Raw genomic sequence first — 17,039 nt, 5'->3', positions numbered from 1 at the left:
ACCCGACCACCGGGTCCCGGACCCGCAGCCCGCGTCCCGGGTCGGAGGTCTCCCTGCATCACCTGCGTTCGGCCCTACCCGCGGCCCGGTGCCCGGCCGAGGGTGGGCCCCAGGGCACCGCGCCGGGGTGCGGTGCGCGAGCGCGTCGTACGAGGAGGTCGTCATGCTGACCATGAAGCAGGCCACGTCGGAGTTCCTGGCCCAGCACCGGATCGCGGTGACCGGGGTGTCGCGCAACCCCCAGGGCCACGGCAGCAACGTGGTGTACCAGCGGTTGAAGGACCGCGGCTACGAGGTGTTCGCGATCAACCCGAACGCCGACCGGGTCGAGGGCGACCCGTGCTACCCCGACCTGAGGTCGGTGCCGGGTGGGGTGGACGCCGTGGTCATCGCCACCAGCCCCGCCCATGGTGCGGACACGATGCGTGAGTGCGCCGAGCTGGGCGTCAAGCACGTGTGGATGCACCGCGGGCCCGGTGCCGGCAGCGTGTCGCCGGCGGCCGCCGCGGACGGCCGCGCCCACGGGATCACCGTCATCGACGGCGGCTGCCCGTGCATGTTCGGACCGACGGCGGACGTCGGGCACAAGATGATGCGCCCCGTCCTCACCCTCACCAGGAACGTGCCCCGGAAGGTCTGAGGCCGCGGCCCCGCCCCGGGGACGGTCCGGCGGCCGGCCTCGGGACGTCATACGCCCTGGTCGTCGGGGTGACCACCTCGGATGACGTCTGGTGGGCGGCCCCGGGGAGGTCATACGTCCTGGTTGCCGGGGCCGCCACCTCGGATGACGTCCGGTGGGCGGCCCCGGGGAGGTCATACGTCCTGGTTGCCGGGGCCGCCACCTCGGATGACGTCCGGCGGGCGGCCCCGGGGACGTCATACGACCTGGTCGCCCGGGCCGCCACCTCGGATGACGTCCCGCGGGCGCGGCCCCGGGAGTCGGCGAGGGGGATTCGGGTACCGGTCGGCCATGACCGACGACCAGAAGAAGCTCGTGGACCTGCTCGACGACATCCCGATCGGGATGCTGACGACCTACGGCCCCGAGGGCCCGCGCAGCGTGCCGATGGCCCGCCAGGAGGTCGAGCCGTCGGCCGAGCTGTGGTTCATCACCGCCCGCGACACCGAGCACACCCGGGCGGTGGCCGCCGACCCCCGGGTCGCGCTGACCTTCTCGGCCCGTGACAGCTGGGTCGCGGTCTACGGCCGCGCGACCGTGGTCGACGACCGGGACAAGCTCGCCGAGCTCTGGAACACCTTCGCCGAGGCCTGGCTGCCCGGCGGAACCGAGGACCCGAACGCCGTGCTGCTGCGGGTCGACGTCGAGCACGGGGAGTACTGGGACACGCCGGGTGGCAAGGTCGCCTCGCTGCTCAGCTTCGCCAAGACCAAGCTGACCGGGGACACCTACGACGCGGACCACGGCCGGGTCGACGTCTGACCCACGGCTCGGGGGAGACCCGGCTCAGGCGGACGAGTGCGTGATCGCCCGGTGCACGAAGGTCGGCCGGGTGCCCGGGTTGGTCCAGGCCCCGGTCAGCTCGCTGGAGGGGAAGAACTGCAGGAAGCGCGGGTCGGTCTGGCTGCGGTCGGCCAGGGTCTTCTCGAGGATGATCGAGTTGTACTGGTCGGCCGTGGTCTCGACCGTGTTGGCGTTGAGGACCACCTCCTGCTGCCAGGACCGGGACCACTTCGCGACGCCGGGCAGCCGCGAGTGCTCCGGCGTGAGCGCCTCGGCGGCGATGACGTTCTCGCTGGAGACCCAGATGCCGGTTGCGGTGTTCAGCACCAGGCTCTGGTTGCCGAACACGTGGCCCGGGGTCTTGACCACGGCCACGCCGGGGCCGAGCACGACCGAGCCCTCGATGGGCAGGAACGCCTCGGCGGGCACGTCGGCGTAGGTGGCGGGCTGGTACCACGGCTTCTGGAGCGGGTGCAGGTCGGCGATGCCGGCGAGCTCGTCGCGCTGCACGATCACCTTCGCGTTCGGGAACACCGCCACCGGCTGCTCGCCGAGGTCGTCCTGGTGCGCGGTCGTGCCGACCCACCGGCGCAGGTCCTGGGTGTGCAGGTGGTCGAACATGAGGTAGTCGACGTCCTCGGGCGCGATCCCGAGCCGACCGAGGTGCTGCCGGACCGTGCCGTGCTCGGTGACGACCTGGCGCTGCACGACCTCGGGGGTGCGCTGGGCGACGCTGTCGAAGTACGGCGTGTAGCGGCCCAGCTCCCAGTCGCTGGGCTCGAAGAGCAGGATCCGGCGCGTCCCGCCCGAGTCGGACCACCGGATGACGAGCATCCGGTTGGTGATCGACAGGAACGGCGCCACCGACCGGGAGGCCCGGAACAGGCCGAAGCGGGTGGGGTAGGGCAGCGTGACGAGGTCGCAGGTGACGATGCTGTCGGGGGTGCCGGTGCCGGGGACCTCGCGGCGGAACGCCGTGGCCTCCTGCCGTACGACGCGCAGCCGCGCGCCGGGACCGCCGGGGATCCGGGACTGGTCGGTCAGGGTGTCGACCCGGTCGCCGATCGTCGGCAGGTCGGCGACCTCGTCGGGGGTCCAGGGGAGGCTCATCGGGTTCCTTCGGTGACGACGGCTGGCGGCGGCTGACGGCGGCTGACGGACGTCACGGTATGCCCGCGGAGGCGCGTCCGGGGAGGGAAGGGCCGGAGCGCTCGGTGCTAGCGGCTCACGTCGAGCGTGGACCCCCGGCGGTCCTTGCGGACCACGAGCTGGGTCGGGATCCGGTCGCGCATCTCGGCGACGTGGCTGACCACGCCGACGACCCGGCCGCCGTCGCGAAGCGAGTCGAGGGTGTCCATCACGTCGTCGAGCGTGTCGGCGTCCAGCGACCCGAACCCCTCGTCGACGAACAGGGTGTCGAGGTCGGCGCCGCCGGCCTCCTGGGTGACGACGTCGGCGAGCCCGAGGGCGAGCGCCAGCGACACCACGAACGTCTCGCCGCCCGACAGCGTCGCCGGGTCGCGGGACTCGCCGGACCAGTCGTCGCGCACCAGCAGGCTCAGGCCGCCGCGGGTCTCCCCGGCGCCGCGGCGTCCGGTGTGCTCCAGGGAGTAGCGCTGGTCGCTCATCCCGGCGAGCCGGACGTTGGCCGCGGCGACCACCTGACCGAGCCGGTAGCCCAGGACGTAGGCCGACAGCCGCATCTGCAGCCGGTTGTCGGCCGACTTGCCCTCGACGAAGGCACACAGCGACGTGACCAGGTCGAGCTCCGCACGCAGCGGAGAGCTCCCGGCGAGCGCCGCGTCGAGCTCGGTGACCAGGCTCGCCAGTCGCCTGGCCAGCCCCGCCCACCGGTCCTCCGCGGCGCGCGCGGTGCCGAGCGCGTCGAGCGCCTCGCCGTGCCGGCGGGTCAGGAGGGTCACGTCCGGCAGCGCCAGGGCGGCGGCCTCGGCGGCACCGGGCTCCTCGAGCACCGTGCGCACCGACGCCAGCCGGCGGTCGTGCTCGGCGACCCGCCGCGCGAGCGCGTCGTAGGACCCGCGGTCGAGCGCGGCGCCGACGGCCTCGTCGGCCGACCCGAAACCGGTCTCGACGACGGCGACCGCGAGCGCCGCCTCCGCCTCGGCGAGCGCGGCCTCGGCGACGACGAGCCGGTCCAGCGCGGCGAGCGCGGCACGGGCGTCGCGCTCGGCCCGCTGGTGCGCGGCGAGCAGCTCCTCGTCGTACGACGCCAGCTCGGCGTCGAGGGCCGCGGCCTCGGTCGCGAGCGCCTCGGCAGCAGCCGCGACGGCGGCGGACTCCGCAGCGAGCTCCGGGGGGACCGTGTCGACCCGGTCGGTCGCAGCCACGAGCTCGGTCGTGAGGTCGTGGACCTCGGCGTGCCGGAGGAACTCGGTCGCGGCCGCGTCGTCGGCGGCGCGCTGTGCGGCGCGCTCGGCGTCCTCGTCGGGCGCGCCGGCGGTGGCGCTGGCCTTGTGCGGGTGGTCGCAGGAGCCGCACACGGGGCAGGATGCCCCGACGACGAGGCCGGCGGCGATCTCGCCGGCCATCTCGCGGACCCGCTGCTCGCGCAGGGCGATCGCGTGCTCGCGCAGGTCGAGGGTCAGTCGGCGGGCCTCGGCGTGGGCGTGCTCGGCGGCGGCCAGCCGGGCGGTGAGGCTGCGGACCAGCTCTCGGGTCTCGGCGCGCGCCCGGTCGGCGGCCTCGGCCAGCTCGGTGCTGCGACGTCGGATCCGCGTCATCTCGGCCTCGACGACGTGCCGGCGCTCGGCGCGTGGCTGGAGCGCCCGGATCCGGGCGGCGCCGTCGACCGCGGCAGCGAGCACCTCCTCCGCCCGGTCGCGGTCGGTCTCGGTGACGGCGGCGCGGGCGGCGCTGCGGGCGCGGGCGGCGCTGCGCGCGACCTGGTGGAGCGGGACCACCCCGGCGGCGCGCCGGGCCGCCGCGAGCCGCTCGACGGAGGCGGCGTGCTCCTCAGAACCGGCGAGCAGGCGCTGGTGCTCGGCGGTGGCGGCCTCCCAGCGGGCGCGGCGCTCGGCGAGAGCGCGGGCCTCGTCGAGGGCGGCGCGGGCGAGGAGCTCTGCCTCGGCGGCCTCGGCGGCCGCGACGGCCGCGTCGCTCGCGTGCGACGCGGACCGGTCGAGCAGGCCGCGCGCCCATCCTGCGTGGTCGTGCTCCGGTGCCTCGACGCCGGCCGCCTCGCTGACGCGGCTGACCAGGTCGGCGACGACGGCGTCCGCCGCCTCGGCCCGCTTGCGCAGCGCGGTGCGGTGCTCACGCAGCCACTTCTCGACCGCGTCGAAGCGACCGGTGCGGAACAGCTGCTGGAGGAGGTGGTGGCGCTCCTCGGACCGGGCGCGGAGGAACGCCTGGAAGCGACCCTGGGGCAGCATCGCGACCTGGGTGAACTGCGGGAGGTTCATGCCGACCAGGCGGGTGACCAGGTGGCCGGCCTCGTCGAGCCGGGTGCTCAACGTGGTCCAGGCCCCGTCGACGCGTTCGGCGACCACGACCGACGCCTGCTCGGTGGTGAGGCCCGTGCCGCGCTTCTTCGGGCGCTCCCACGACGGGGAGCGCACCAGCCGGAACCGCCGGCCCGACAGGGTCGCCTCCAGCACCACCCGAGGCTGCACGTCGGGCGCGGCCTGGTCCGAGCGCAGCCGCTTGGCGCTGCCGCGGTCGCCCGGGACGTCGCCGTACAGCGCGAAGCAGACCGCGTCGAGCACGCTGGTCTTGCCGGCGCCGGTCGGCCCGGAGAGCAGGAACAGCCCGGCGTCGGAGAGGTGGTCGAAGTCCACGTGCACCGTGCCGGCGAACGGGCCGAACGCCGTGACCTCGAGCGAGTGCAGCCTCATCGGCCCACCAGCACGTCGACGTCGGGGTCCTCGCAGCAGGCATCGACGGCCGTGCGGAGCAGGGCCGCCTCGGCCGCGGAGGCGGGGGTGCCACGCACGGCCTCGACGAAGTCGAGCGCGATCGCGTGGTCGGAGCGGCCGTGGGGCGAGGCGACGGGGACGGCCCGCTGTTCGCCGGCGGCCGGCTCGAAGCCGAGCACCAGCGTGTGGGGGAACCGGGCGCGCAGCCTCTCCATCGCCTGGAGCGGTCGGACCTCGTCGGTGAGGGTGGCCTGCACCCACGCGTCCTCGTGGGCGGCGTGGGTGGGGTCGGCCAGCAGGTCCGCGAGGGTGCCGCGCAACCGCGCCAGCCGGCGGGGCACGGGGGCCGGCACGAAGGCAGCGCTCCTCACCCCGCGCGGGCCGAGGTCGACCAGCCACGAGCCCTTCACCTGGGTGGCCTCGGAGAAGGAGTAGGCCAGCGGCGACCCGGAGTAGCGGACGGTCTCGGTGAGGGTGTGCCGACCGTGCAGGTGGCCCAGCGCGACGTAGTCGACGCCGTCGAAGACGCTGGTCGGCACCAGCGAGACACCGCCGACGCTGATGTCGCGCTCGGACTCGCTGGGCCGGGCGCCGGCGACGAACGCGTGGGCGAGGACGACGGTGCGGGCGCCGCGCCGCGCGGTGTCCGCGCACACCCGCCGCATTGCCTCGGTCAGGGCCGCCTCGTGGGATCGCCCGGCCAGCCCCCAGGGCTCGCGGACGGCGTCGGGGTCGAGGTAGGGGATGCCGTGCACCGCCACCGGGCCGTGCTCGTCCTCCAGCAGCACCGGGGTGCCGACCGTGCCGGCGTCGGTGCGGATAAAGACCCCGGCCGCGTCGATGAGTCGCGAGCTGAACCCGAGCCGCTGCGCCGAGTCGTGGTTGCCGCTGGTGATGACCACCTTCGCCCGGCTGGCCGCCAGCCTCGCCAGCGCCTCGTCGGCCAGACGCACCGCGTCGACGTGGGGGAGCGCGCGGTCGTAGACGTCGCCGGCCACGACCACCAGGTCCACCTGCTCGGTCGCGACCACCTCGAGCAGGTGGTCGACGTACGCCGCCTGGTGGGTGAGCATCCCCTCACGGTGGAAGGACCGGCCCAGGTGCCAGTCGGAGGTGTGGAGGATGCGCACACCGCAACGCTAGGAGCGCCCGCCGACAGTGCTGGTGCGGCGCGCCGACCGGGTGCCCGCCACCTGGACCGCTCCTCCGGAACGGGTCCCGGGGCCGGCGACACGGACCGGCGACACGGACCGGCGACACGGACCGGCGCTCCCCGTGCCCGGGTAGCGTCGGTGAGGTGCTGGTGACCGAGCTCGTGGGCGTGTACGACGCTGACGGCGGGCTGCTCGGCGAGGCGGCGTACGTGTGGGGCAGGCTGCGCGGCACGCGGCACTGCTCCCTGTGCGACATCACCCACTCGCCCTGGCGTCGCAAGCCGGCCTGGGACGCGATGGCGGCCCGGCTGTCGGTGCCGATCCGGCTCCTCCACCGCAACGAGCTGGACGCAGGGCTCGCCGCCGTCGTGGCCCGCGTCGGAGCACCGGTCGTGCTCGCCCGGGCGGGCGAGGACTGGAGCACGATCGTGGGTGCCGACGAGCTGGACGCCATGAGCGGTTCGGTCGACCGGCTGGGCACGCTGCTGCGCGACCGGCTGGCGGCGGCACCGGACGACGAGCCGGCCTGACCGGCACGGATGCGGTTCGCGGCGGCAGCCCGCGCCGCGGCCGACCCGGGTGGGCTCCCGCCGCGGGGCTGGTCCTAGGCGGCCGCGGTGGGGATGCGGTTCACTGGACGGATGACTGCGCCGGGTGCGGGCAGGCGGGCGGTCCCGATGGGGCTCGGTCTCGCGGTGCTCGTGCTCGCCTCGTGCGGCCACGGCTCCGCCGGCGGTCCCGATCGCTCGTCGGGCGGCGGCGCGGCCCCGAGCGGAACCTTCAGCGTGGGCGGGAGGGAGCTCGTCCTCGACTGCACGGGTGAGGGTGACACCACGATGGTCCTGGAGGTCGGCGAGGGCGCTCCTCCTCAGGCCCTCTCGGGCATCGGTGACGCCTACCGGTCCCGGATGAGGGTGTGTTCCTACGATCGCGTCGGCACGGGCAGGGACCTCGTGTCCGACCTCCACGGGCTGCTCGAGGCGGCCGACGTCCCCGGCCCGTACCTGCTGGTCGGACACTCGGCAGGGGGTCTCCTGGTCCAGGCGTACGCCGCCGCCTACCCGCAGGAGACCGCCGGCGTCGTGGCCATCAACCCGGTGCCTCCCTGGCAGGCGTGGTCGACGCTCGCCTTCCCGGCGATGACCCCGCGCGAACGCGAGGACGAGACCGCCTACTTCGAGGGCTCGAACGGCGAGTCGCTGGACTACCGGGACATCAGCCGGCTCGTCGAGGAGTCCCCGGCACCGCGGACCGTCCCGTTGCACGTCCTCATCTCGACCGTGGCGCAGTGCGACAGCCCCGACGACATCTGCGCGCGCACCTACCCGGCCTACGAGCAGATCGCCGAGGACGTCGCTCGGCGGTGGGGCGAGGGTCGGTCCAGTCAGGTCGAGGCACCGCACGAGATCCCGCCGGCGGAGGTGCGACCGGCGATCGACGAGGTGATCGCGCGCGCCCAGCAGTAGCTCGCCCGGCCCGCACCGCGTCATCCCATCGGCCGGTCAGCGCGGCCGGCGGTGGTAGTCCGGGGCCTCGCCGGCCTTGAGGTTGCCGCGGTAGATGCCGTCGCGTACCTCGACGACGTAGCCCTCCAGCTCGGGCATCCCCATGGCGGCCGCGACCTCGAGCTCGGCCTCCCAGTCGTAGGGGACCCGGACGAACGAGATCGAGAACGGCGCGTCCTCGGTGCTGTCCATGACGCCCTCGAGGATCACGTAGACCGGCGTGGGGTCGCCCATGCAGTTGCCGACGCTGCCGGTGTTGAACACGGTGCGGCGCTCGCGGTCGGTCTCGTAGTAGGGGTCGTGGGTGTCGGCGTAGCCGACGACGTCGGGCACCGGGCCGTCGCCGGTGGCGGCGGTGTTCGTGAACAGCCCGAGGAACTCGGCCTCGTCGTGGTCGAACCGGACCCGTCGGTGCACGGTGTCCTCCGAGGCGTGGAAGAGCCGGATCCGCCGGCCGCTCATCGTGAAGTCGTGGGAGAAGGGCAGCGACCGCAGCCACTCGCCCTGGCCCGGACCCAGCTGGTGCAGCCACCACGTGAGCGCGTCGTTGTCGAAGGTGCGGTCGGGATCGGGGAGGAAGTCGTCCCAGTTGCCCAGGATGTTGACCTCGCACCGTTGGCGGCACCGGTCGACGACCTCGCGGCCCCGTGGGCCCTTCCCGACGTAGTCGCCGAGGTTGAAGATCCGCTCGATCCCACGGGCGTCGATGTCGGCGAGCACCGCATCGAGCGCCGTGAGGTTCCCGTGCACGTCGGAGAGGAGGGCGATCCGGTCCAGCGCGGCTGCAGAAGTCACCACGTGACCTTACGGAACCGACCCCGGGTGCTGGTCCGCGGTGCCGCCCTGCCTCGGCCAACCACTGTCGGGTGGGTGGCGTTCCGGCCAGGACGTGGGTGCGCGCCGACACTCGCGGCGCGCACACCCCGCCAGGACGTAATCAGCCACCGCCTGCGGCGTCAGCGCATATGTTGTCTGCAGGTCGACGGGATCGGGCCACGTGGACGAACCGGAGGCGGCCAGCGGCTCCGCGCGCACACCCAGGATGCGGACCGCAGGGTGGGTCGCGCAGTCGTCGACGGGGGAGGAACGCATGGGACCTGAGCTCGCGTTGCCGGCGGCCGCACCGCGCGAGGCGGAGTTCGGACACGACGCGCTGATCGTGTGCGACAACCTGGTGCGGATCTACCAGACCGAGAGCGTCGAGGTGCAGGCGCTCCAGGGACTCGACCTGCTCGTGCACGAGGGCGAGATGGTCGCGCTCGTCGGAGCCTCGGGGTCCGGGAAGTCGACGCTGCTGCAGGTGCTCGCCGGGGTCGATGCGCCGACGGCCGGACGGGCCCGCGTGGCCGGCCAGGACCTGGTGGACATGAGCCGCTCGGACCGGGTCCGCTACCGCCGGCACGTGGTGGGGTTCGTGCGCCAGCAGTCGACGCAGAACCTGGTGCCCTACCTGACAGCGCGGCAGATGGTCGACCTGCCCCTGACCATCGCCGGCGTGCCGCGCAAGCAGCGCCGCGGCCGTGCCGACGGCGTCCTCGAGACGCTGGAGGTGGCGGACTGTGCCGATCGCCGGCCCCACCAGATGTCGGGGGGCCAGCAGCAGCGCGTCGCGCTCGCGGTCGCCCTCGCGAACCGGCCGCGCGTGCTCCTGGCCGACGAGCCGACCGGTGAGCTCGACACCGAGACCGCCGCGGAGGTCTTCACCGCTCTGCGCACCGCCAACCGCGAGCTCGGGGCCACGGTCGTGGTCGTCACGCACGACGTCGGGGTGAGCGGGCAGGTGGCGCGCAGCATCGCGATCCGCGACGGTCGGACGAGCAGCGAGACCCTGCGCGACGGCACGACCGGCCACGGCCCGGGGACCGCCGAGGAGTACGCCGTCATGGACCGTGCCGGCCGGGTGCAGGTGCCGCGGGAGTTCCGTGAGGCGCTCGCCTTGTCCCGCCGGGTCCGGCTGGCCCTGACGGCCGACCACGTGGAGATCCGCTCGGACGACCGTGGCGGCAACGCGTGACCTCTCCCGATGCCCCGGTGGCCCACCCCGTCATCGCAGTCCGGTCACTGAGCCGCACCTACGGCTCGGGGCCCACCACGATCCACGCCCTGCGGGAGGTCTCCTTCGACGTGGGGCCCGGGGAGATGGTCGCGGTGGCGGGCCGGTCGGGTTCCGGCAAGACCACGCTGCTCAACCTGCTGGGCGGCCTCGACCACCCGGACAGCGGGACGCTGCACGTGGTCGGCGCGGACCTGGCGGCCCTGGACGACGCCGGGCTCAGCCGCCTGCGCCGCGAGTCGATCTCCTACGTCTTCCAGACCTTCGGACTGATCCCGGCACTGACGGCGAGCGAGAACGTCGGCGTGCCGCTGCGGATGCGGCGGACGCCGGTGGCCGAGCGCGAGCAGCGCGTCGAGCTGCTGCTCGACCTCGTCGGGCTGCGCGACCACGCCCAGCAGCTGCCCGGCGAGCTCTCGGGCGGCCAGCAGCAGCGGGTCGCGATCGCGCGAGCGCTCGCCGGCTCGCCCCGGCTGCTCCTGGCCGACGAGCCGACCGGCCAGCTCGACGCCGAGACCGGCACGGCGGTGATGGCGCTGCTCCGGGCCATCGTCGACTCCGAGGGGATCACGGCGGTCGTGGCCACTCACGACCCGACGATGATGGCGCTCGCCGACCGCGTCCTCACGATCGCCGACGGCCAGGTCCACGGCTGAGATGACGGGCCCGTGCTGACCCTCGGCCTCCGGCGTGCCCGCGTGCAGGGAGGGATGCTCGCCGCCGTCGTCGGACTGATCGCGGCGTCCGCCTGCCTCGTGGGGGTCTGCATCCTGCTGGTGAGCGTGACCCAGGCCCGGGCCTTCGACGCCGAGGTCGAGCGCACCCAGCCCGAGGATGTCGACGTGACCGCGTTCCTGGTCGACCTTCCCGGCAGCGAGCTCCAGGACGCTCGGTCCCTGGCCACGCGCATCGTCACCGACGACCTGGCTGGGATGCGTCCCACCGTCACCACCGACGCCGTCGGCCCGATGCGAGACCTCGGCGACGACCGCCTCGCCTACCTCGCCACCGACGACGACCTCGCGGCCCGAGCGGCCCTGGTGTCCGGACGCTGGCCCGGCGACCCGAGCGGCGCGCGGCCCGAGGCGGTGCTGCCGGCCACCGCTGCCCGGCTCCTCGGCCTGCACGTGGGTGACACCTTGGCCCTGGGCGACGAGGTCGGGCTGACCGGCGTGACCAGCGAGGCAACGCCGGTCACCGTCGTGGTGGTGGGCACGTTCCAGCCTCGTCTGGACGGCCAGTGGGGGACCGACCCGCTGCACGGGCAGGGGCACTCCGCCGACTGGCCCATCGGCTCGACCCGGCTCCAGGCGTACGGCCCGGTCGTGGTCGGCGACGACGCGTTCCGCGCCAGCGGCTCCTACGTCACCGGCCTCCGGGTCACCGCGAGCCCGATGCTCTCCCTGGCCGACCGTCCCGGGTTGGACGACGCGGTCGGGGGCCTCGGTCGCGCCTCGACCCTCCTGACCGCCGGCGTCGGGGACCGGGTGCGGATCACCCGGGTGGGGTCCGACCTGCCGAGCACGCTCGCCAGGATCGACGCGCAGCAGGACACGACCCGGTCCACCGTCCTGGTGGTCGTGCTGCTCGGCGCGGCCCTGGCCGTCGTGGCCGCGATCCTCGCCGGCTGGCTCGTCGCGTCCCGACGTGACGACGAGCGCGTCCTGCTCGTGGCCCTGGGGCAGAGCCGGCGCCAGCAGGTCACGGCCGCCCTCGCGGAGGCAGGACTGCTCTCGGCCGTTGCCGCGGGGGTGGCGGTCCCGGCCGCGACCCTCATCCACGCCGCGCTCACGACGCACCTGCCGGGCATGCGAGCGGCTGGGCTGGCCCAGCACCCGGTGGTGACGCTCCCGCTGGTGGCCGGGGTGCTGGTCACCAGCATCCTGCTGGCCTGCACCCTGGTCCTCACCGCCCTCGACACCGGGACCGCGACGGATCGGCTCGGTCGGCGTCGGGTGGTCAGGGGCGGGTTCGACGTCCTGGTTGCCGTCGTGGCGATCGTCTGCTGGTGGCAGGTGCGTTCGCAGCCGGCCACGAACGCCGACACCGTCCTGACCGCGGCGCCGGTGCTCTGCCTGGCCGCGGTGACGGTGCTCGCGACCCGCCTGGTGCCGGTCGCCCTCGGCGCCGCGGCGCGGGCCGCGACCCGCTCGCGGGGCCTGGTCGTGCCGCTCGCGGCCCAGCAGGCCGCGCGCCGTCCGCACTCGGGCACGGCCATGGTCGCCATCGCGGCCGCCGTCGCCGCCGGGACCTTCGGGATCGGGTTGCGGGCGACCTGGGAGCAGTCGCAGGACGACCAGGCGGCGCTGCTCCTGGGCACCGACCTCTCCATCGTCCCGGCCGCGACCGCCGGCCATCGCGCGACGACAGCCGTCGAGTCCGCCGTACGACGGGGCGCGCTCGACGGGATCGTCTCCCCGGTCGTCGACCGCCCGCTGACGCTCGGCACCTTCGTCGGCCAGGGCGATGACCCCCCGGTGCTGGTGGGCGTGGACGCCACGCACGCCGAGCAGCTGCTGGGCGGGCGGCTCGGCGACGGGAGGACCTGGGGGCAGATCGGGGACCAGATCGCCCCGTCGGAGCCGGTGCACGGCGTCCCGCTGCGCCCGGACGGCGCGGGCGTCCGGGTCGAGGCGACGGCCCCGGCTCGAGCGGACCTGCAGGTCACCGTGACGGCGGTCCTCCAGGACGCGGCCGGCCTCCGCAGCTCCGTGGGTGCCCTCCCGGTGCCGATGGACGGGCGGTTGCACCGGGTCACCTGGACCGGCCCGGTCGCTCGGGGGCAGGAGCTGGTCGGCGTCCGCCTCGGTCTCGACGGCCCGGGCGTGCCCCGGACGGCGCCGGTGGCGGTGTCGGTGCGGGTCCCCGGCCGGGTCTCCGGCACGCGGCCCGCGGCATGGGCGGTGCTCCCGGCGAGGCCCGAGGACAGCGGGTTGCTGTCCGGTGCGGACGTCGCGGTCCGGTCCGCCGGCGCGAGCACCGTCGTGCGCACCACGGCCCGCGCGAACCTCGCCTACTTCGGCTACTCGACCAACGAGCTCCTCGTGACCGCCATCCCGGCGCCGCCCCGCGTGCCGGTGGCCGTCTCCCAGGACCTGGCCGACGCCGTGGACGCCCCGGTCGGGGCCAGGCTGACGGCGAGCATCGACACCAGGCGGATCCCGCTCGAGGTGGTGGCGATCGTGCCCGACGTCCCGTCCGCACCCGGGCGGCTCGCGGTGCTCGCCGACGTCGACCTGCTGAGCCGCGCGCTCGTCGACGCGGGCGACCTCGACCCCGGCATCGACGCGTGGTGGGTCGCCGACCCGTCGCCGCGGACGGTGCGAGAGGCAGCGCGGCTCGGGGTCGGCGAGGTCACCACCCGCGCCGGGCTCGCCGACGGGCTCGCCAGCGGGCCGCTGCGGATCGCCCTGCCGACCGCGCTGCTGACCCTCGTCACCGCCGCCGTCCTCATGCTGCTGCTCAGCGCCGGCCTGCTGCTGGCCAGCGACCGGCAGCGGCGTACGACGGAGGTCTCCCGCCTGCGAGCGCTGGGACTGTCGTCACAGGGAGCCCGACGGGTGCTGGTCACCGAGAACGCCCTGTTCCTCCTCCCGGTGGTGCTCGTCGGCGCGCTGGTCGGCAGGGCGACGTCGTGGGCGCTGAGCCCGGAGCTGATCCGCTCGGACCTCGGCGGCGCGCCGGTCCCACCGGCCGTCGAGGTGTGGCCCTGGCAGGCCGAGCTGCTGCTCACGGTCGGCGCGTTCATCGGCGTCCTGGCGATCGCCACCGTCCTGACCGTCGCGCACGTCCGCCGGGCCGACCCGGCGCGGCTGTCGTCAGGGGACACGGCATGATCCGGCGGCCACGCCTGCACGGGCCCACGATCGCCGGGCGGCTGCGCAGCGACGCACCCCTCCTGGTCCTGATGGGACTGGTCGTGGCGGTCACGACGCTCCTGACCGCCTCGGTCGCACCGGTGGGCGACCACGCGGCCGACCGGGCGGTCGCGGCGGCCGTAGAGGACGCCGGCCTGGACGGCGCCGTGGTCGCCTCCCCGCCGCGCGACCCCTACGGCTCGGTCGACTTCTCCCGTGACCCGAGCGCGGCCGACCAGGTCCGCCGGACCGCGGAGCGTGCGCAGGCCGCCCTGCCCGCCCGTCTGGCGGCGATGCTGGACCCCGGCATCGCTTCGGTCACGACGCCGCAGATCCACCTGCTGGACCACGGCCCGGGCCGCTACCTCGTGCTGACCTACCTCGACACCCCGCACGGCTCGCCCGCCGTGAGGTACCTGGAGGGGCGGGCTCCACGGCCGGGTGCCCCGGCGGACGAGGGTCCCGTCGAGGTCGAGCGCGGGGGTCCGCCGTGGCCGGTCGAGGTGGCCGTGTCCCGCCCGGTGGCGCGCGCTCTTGCGATCGGACCCGGCGACCGCCTGCCGGGCGAGGACGACCAGCACCAACCGATCCGGATCCGGGTCAGCGGCGTCTACGCCGCGACCGATCCGCAGGCGGCCGCCTGGCAGCTCTCGCCCGAGCTGCTCGACCCTGCGCGCGGCGACCTCCAGGGCGTCGAGCAGGTCACCGGCGGCGCCCTGGTGTCGAGTGATTCACTGCCGGACCTGCAGCTCGCCGTGCCGTCCAACGAGCTGGCCCGGCACGTCACCTTCCCGACCCGGTCGGCAGTGGTGCGCTGGCGCAACACCGAGGCCATCACGCGCGAGGTCGCGCACCTGCAGGTGTCCGCGGACGCGACGGCGACCGGCCTCACCTGGGACAGCGCGCTCGGCGCCGTGCTCACGAACGCGCGCGACCAGGTCACGGCGGCCCAGGGTCAGGCGCAGGTCGTCCTGGTCGGACTGGTCGCCTCCGCCCTGCTCGTGCTCGCGCTGGCGGCGCAGCTGCTGGTCAGTCGCCGGCGCGGACCGATCGTCGTCGCCCGCGAGCGGGGCGCCTCGCTGGTGGAGGTCGCGGGCGAGCTCCTCGTCGAGGCCGTCGTGGTCGCGGCCGTCGGCACCACCCTCGGGCTCGTCGCCGCGGACCTGCTGGTCGGTGGAGTGGGGTGGGCGTGGGCCGTGCCGGTCGTCGCCGTCGCGGTCCTCGCGGCTCCGGTGTACGGCGCCGTCGTGGCCGCGCGCTCGACGAGCGTCCGGCGGGTGCCGGCGAACCGGTCGGCCCGGCGGGCGATCGACCGCACGCGGCGAGCCCGGAGGCTGGCGGTGGAGGTCACCGTGCTGGCTGCTGCGGCGCTGTCCCTCACGGCCCTGCGACAGCGCGGTGTCGTCGACCAGAGCGGGTGGGGAGGTCTGACGGCCGCGGCCGCGGCCACGCTGTGCGCGGTCGCCGGCACCGTGGTCGTGGTCCGGCTGCTGACGCCGGCGGTGCGGCTGGGCCTGCGGGCGGCGCGCCGTTCGGTGGACGGCGTCGGGCTGCTCGTCACCGCCCGCCTGAGCCAGACGGCGGGCCGGGTGCTCCCCGTGCTGGCGGTCTCGGTCGCCGTCGCCCAGCTCACGTTCGGCGTCGCCCTGGCCGCAACCGAGCACCAGGGTCAGGAGGCCGGGGCGCTGCTCGCCGTCGGGGGGGACGCGCGCCTGAGACCGGCTCCTGAGGCGGGCCTCCGGTCGGCGGTCCGCGAGGTCGCCCGCGCACCGGGGGTGCTGGCCGCCGCCGACGGGCTCGTCGACGACGGCGCGAGGCTCGTCTCGGACCGCACCGCCGCGCCGGTGCGGATGGTCGTCGTCGACGCCGCGGCCTACCAGCGGCTCCTCGCGAGCAGCCCGCTGCCCGACGCGCCCCAGCTGGCCCGGCTCGGCGGCAGCCGCGCGGACCAGGTGCCGGCACTGCTGCTCGGAGGGTCGGCGGACCTGCGCGAGCACCCGGTCCTGCACTGGCGGGACAGCTCGGTCCAGCTCGACGTCGTCGGCGCTGCTCCCCGCGTGGAGGCCTCGGTCGCCCCGGTGGTGGTCGTGGACGCCGGTGACCTGGGCCGGGCCGGGGTCGTCGCGACGCCCGACACCGTGTGGGCGGTCGGACCGGGTGCGGGCCAGGCGCTGCGGGTGATCGGCGACGGGGCCGGATCGGTCACGACGTCCGCCGGTGAGCTGGACGCCCGCCGGCACGATCCGCTCGCCAGAGCAGTGGTCGGTCTCGCCGCGGCGGCATCCGTGCCCCTCCTGGTCTTCGCCATCCTGGGCGTGGTCCTCGCAGCGGCCGCCGACGCCCCGGCCCGCGGCCTGTCGCTCGGGCGGCTGCGCTCGCTCGGCCTGGCCGACCGCGACCTGCGCCGGGTGCTGTCCGGTGAGCTCCTGTCGACGGCAGCGGTCGCTGCCCTGACCGGCCTCGCGCTCGGCCTCGCCAGCGTGCTCGCCACCGCCGGGTCCCTGTCGCTGCAGCGGATCACCGGTCAGGCCGTGACACCGCAGGTGGTCGTGCCCTGGTGGAGCCTGCTCGCGGGCTGCGCCGTGGTGCTCAGCGCGGGCGTCGTCGCGCTGTCGGAGTGGCGTGGTCTGCGCCGACGGGTCCTGGCCGAGCTGCTGCGCAGCTGAGCGTCACCGGCTGCGGCTCAGCAGCAGATGTGGCGCGGGGCGGAACCCGCAGGTGGCGTACGCCGAGGCGGGCACCGCCGAGGCCGCGTCCTTCCGGCACGATCGCGTGCCCGACCCGCGGCAGATCCGGTCGGAGGACGGCCTAGGTGCGACGGCTCCTCGTACACCGACGGGCAGAACTCCACACCTCGACCCTGCCCACGCTCAGACACTCGTCGCCAAGCGACCTCTGCCCGTCGGTCTACGAACCTTCGGCCGATCGGGACGCGCGACCCTCGGCGAGATCGGACGCCCGGGTCGCGGCATGAGCGGATCTCAGGCGGCGGTGCGCTGTCCACCTTCTCGCGGAGTAGATCGGTGGACAGCTCACCGGCGGTCGGCGCCGACACGGGGCAGCGGTGAGTGTTCCACCAAACCCAACGCTTGAAAGGTGGCTCACCCACCGCTGCGTTGCGACATCCGCAACT

At 75.1% G+C, this 17,039-nt stretch carries 12 protein-coding genes; 8 read left to right on the top strand and 4 right to left on the bottom strand.

Annotated features, from left to right (window positions below):
• The first annotated feature begins 163 nt into the window (after positions 1-163).
• Positions 164-640, top strand: coding sequence for a CoA-binding protein (locus ACILQ5_RS02170; RefSeq protein ID WP_395656328.1), 477 nt, complete (start codon positions 164-166; stop codon positions 638-640).
• A 330-nt stretch (positions 641-970) separates the two neighbouring features.
• On the top strand, positions 971-1,441 hold the full coding sequence (locus tag ACILQ5_RS02165) for a pyridoxamine 5'-phosphate oxidase family protein (RefSeq protein ID WP_395656327.1): 471 nt from the start codon (positions 971-973) through the stop codon (positions 1,439-1,441).
• Positions 1,442-1,465: 24 nt separating this feature from the next.
• On the opposite strand, the gene ACILQ5_RS02160 is transcribed toward ACILQ5_RS02165, so the two are convergent.
• The 3 genes from ACILQ5_RS02160 to ACILQ5_RS02150 form a co-directional block, all read right to left on the bottom strand.
• Positions 1,466-2,572: a hypothetical protein gene (locus ACILQ5_RS02160; RefSeq protein ID WP_395656326.1), complete on the bottom strand. Its 1,107-nt coding sequence runs from the start codon at positions 2,570-2,572 to the stop codon at positions 1,466-1,468.
• A gap of 107 nt (positions 2,573-2,679) precedes the next feature.
• On the bottom strand, positions 2,680-5,316 hold the full coding sequence (locus ACILQ5_RS02155) for an AAA family ATPase (RefSeq protein WP_395656325.1): 2,637 nt from the start codon (positions 5,314-5,316) through the stop codon (positions 2,680-2,682).
• Entirely contained in the window at positions 5,313-6,467 is a 1,155-nt protein-coding gene (locus ACILQ5_RS02150; protein WP_395656324.1) for an exonuclease SbcCD subunit D, read from the bottom strand. The genes ACILQ5_RS02155 and ACILQ5_RS02150 overlap by 4 nt, the downstream gene beginning before the upstream one ends.
• Positions 6,468-6,634: 167 nt before the next feature.
• Here ACILQ5_RS02150 and ACILQ5_RS02145 point away from each other — a divergent pair, with 167 nt between their 5' ends.
• Positions 6,635-7,021, top strand: a complete 387-nt coding sequence (locus ACILQ5_RS02145; protein ID WP_395656323.1) for a hypothetical protein — start codon at positions 6,635-6,637, stop codon at positions 7,019-7,021.
• A 111-nt stretch (positions 7,022-7,132) separates the two neighbouring features.
• Complete coding sequence (locus tag ACILQ5_RS02140) at positions 7,133-7,957, top strand: alpha/beta fold hydrolase (RefSeq protein WP_395656322.1); 825 nt, start codon at positions 7,133-7,135, stop codon at positions 7,955-7,957.
• 36 nt (positions 7,958-7,993) lie between these two features.
• On the opposite strand, the gene ACILQ5_RS02135 is transcribed toward ACILQ5_RS02140, so the two are convergent.
• On the bottom strand, positions 7,994-8,791 hold the full coding sequence (locus ACILQ5_RS02135) for a metallophosphoesterase family protein (protein ID WP_395656321.1): 798 nt from the start codon (positions 8,789-8,791) through the stop codon (positions 7,994-7,996).
• A gap of 295 nt (positions 8,792-9,086) precedes the next feature.
• On the opposite strand from ACILQ5_RS02135, the gene ACILQ5_RS02130 reads away from it, so the two are divergent.
• The 4 genes from ACILQ5_RS02130 to ACILQ5_RS02115 are packed head-to-tail and all read left to right on the top strand — an operon-like array spanning position 9,087 to position 16,572.
• The gene (locus ACILQ5_RS02130) at positions 9,087-10,010 is read left to right on the top strand and encodes an ATP-binding cassette domain-containing protein (protein WP_395656320.1); all 924 of its coding nucleotides are present in this window, start codon (positions 9,087-9,089) and stop codon (positions 10,008-10,010) included.
• Positions 10,007-10,705: an ABC transporter ATP-binding protein gene (locus ACILQ5_RS02125; RefSeq protein WP_395656319.1), complete on the top strand. Its 699-nt coding sequence runs from the start codon at positions 10,007-10,009 to the stop codon at positions 10,703-10,705. Before ACILQ5_RS02130 ends, ACILQ5_RS02125 begins: the two co-directional genes overlap by 4 nt.
• Positions 10,706-10,717: 12 nt before the next feature.
• Positions 10,718-13,885, top strand: coding sequence for an FtsX-like permease family protein (locus tag ACILQ5_RS02120; protein WP_395656318.1), 3,168 nt, complete (start codon positions 10,718-10,720; stop codon positions 13,883-13,885).
• Positions 13,882-16,572: an FtsX-like permease family protein gene (locus tag ACILQ5_RS02115; protein ID WP_395656317.1), complete on the top strand. Its 2,691-nt coding sequence runs from the start codon at positions 13,882-13,884 to the stop codon at positions 16,570-16,572. The genes ACILQ5_RS02120 and ACILQ5_RS02115 overlap by 4 nt, the downstream gene beginning before the upstream one ends.
• Positions 16,573-17,039: the final 467 nt, after the last annotated feature.

The sequence above is a fragment of the Nocardioides sp. genome (assembly GCF_044226305.1).
Lineage (GTDB): Bacteria > Actinomycetota > Actinomycetes > Propionibacteriales > Nocardioidaceae > Nocardioides.
The sequence above is the reverse complement of the archived record's forward strand: the minus strand, read 5'-3'. Positions and strand labels throughout refer to the sequence as shown.

Excerpts from the sequence above, each read along its gene's own strand:
- ACILQ5_RS02155 (WP_395656325.1), bottom strand. The coding sequence starts at position 5,316 with ATGAGGCTGCACTCGCTCGAGGTCACGGCGTTCGGCCCGTTCGCCGGC.
- ACILQ5_RS02140 (WP_395656322.1), top strand. The coding sequence starts at position 7,133 with ATGACTGCGCCGGGTGCGGGCAGGCGGGCGGTCCCGATGGGGCTCGGT.
- ACILQ5_RS02165 (WP_395656327.1), top strand. The coding sequence starts at position 971 with ATGACCGACGACCAGAAGAAGCTCGTGGACCTGCTCGACGACATCCCG.
- ACILQ5_RS02130 (WP_395656320.1), top strand. The coding sequence starts at position 9,087 with ATGGGACCTGAGCTCGCGTTGCCGGCGGCCGCACCGCGCGAGGCGGAG.
- ACILQ5_RS02115 (WP_395656317.1), top strand. The coding sequence starts at position 13,882 with ATGATCCGGCGGCCACGCCTGCACGGGCCCACGATCGCCGGGCGGCTG.
- ACILQ5_RS02170 (WP_395656328.1), top strand. The coding sequence starts at position 164 with ATGCTGACCATGAAGCAGGCCACGTCGGAGTTCCTGGCCCAGCACCGG.
- ACILQ5_RS02160 (WP_395656326.1), bottom strand. The coding sequence starts at position 2,572 with ATGAGCCTCCCCTGGACCCCCGACGAGGTCGCCGACCTGCCGACGATC.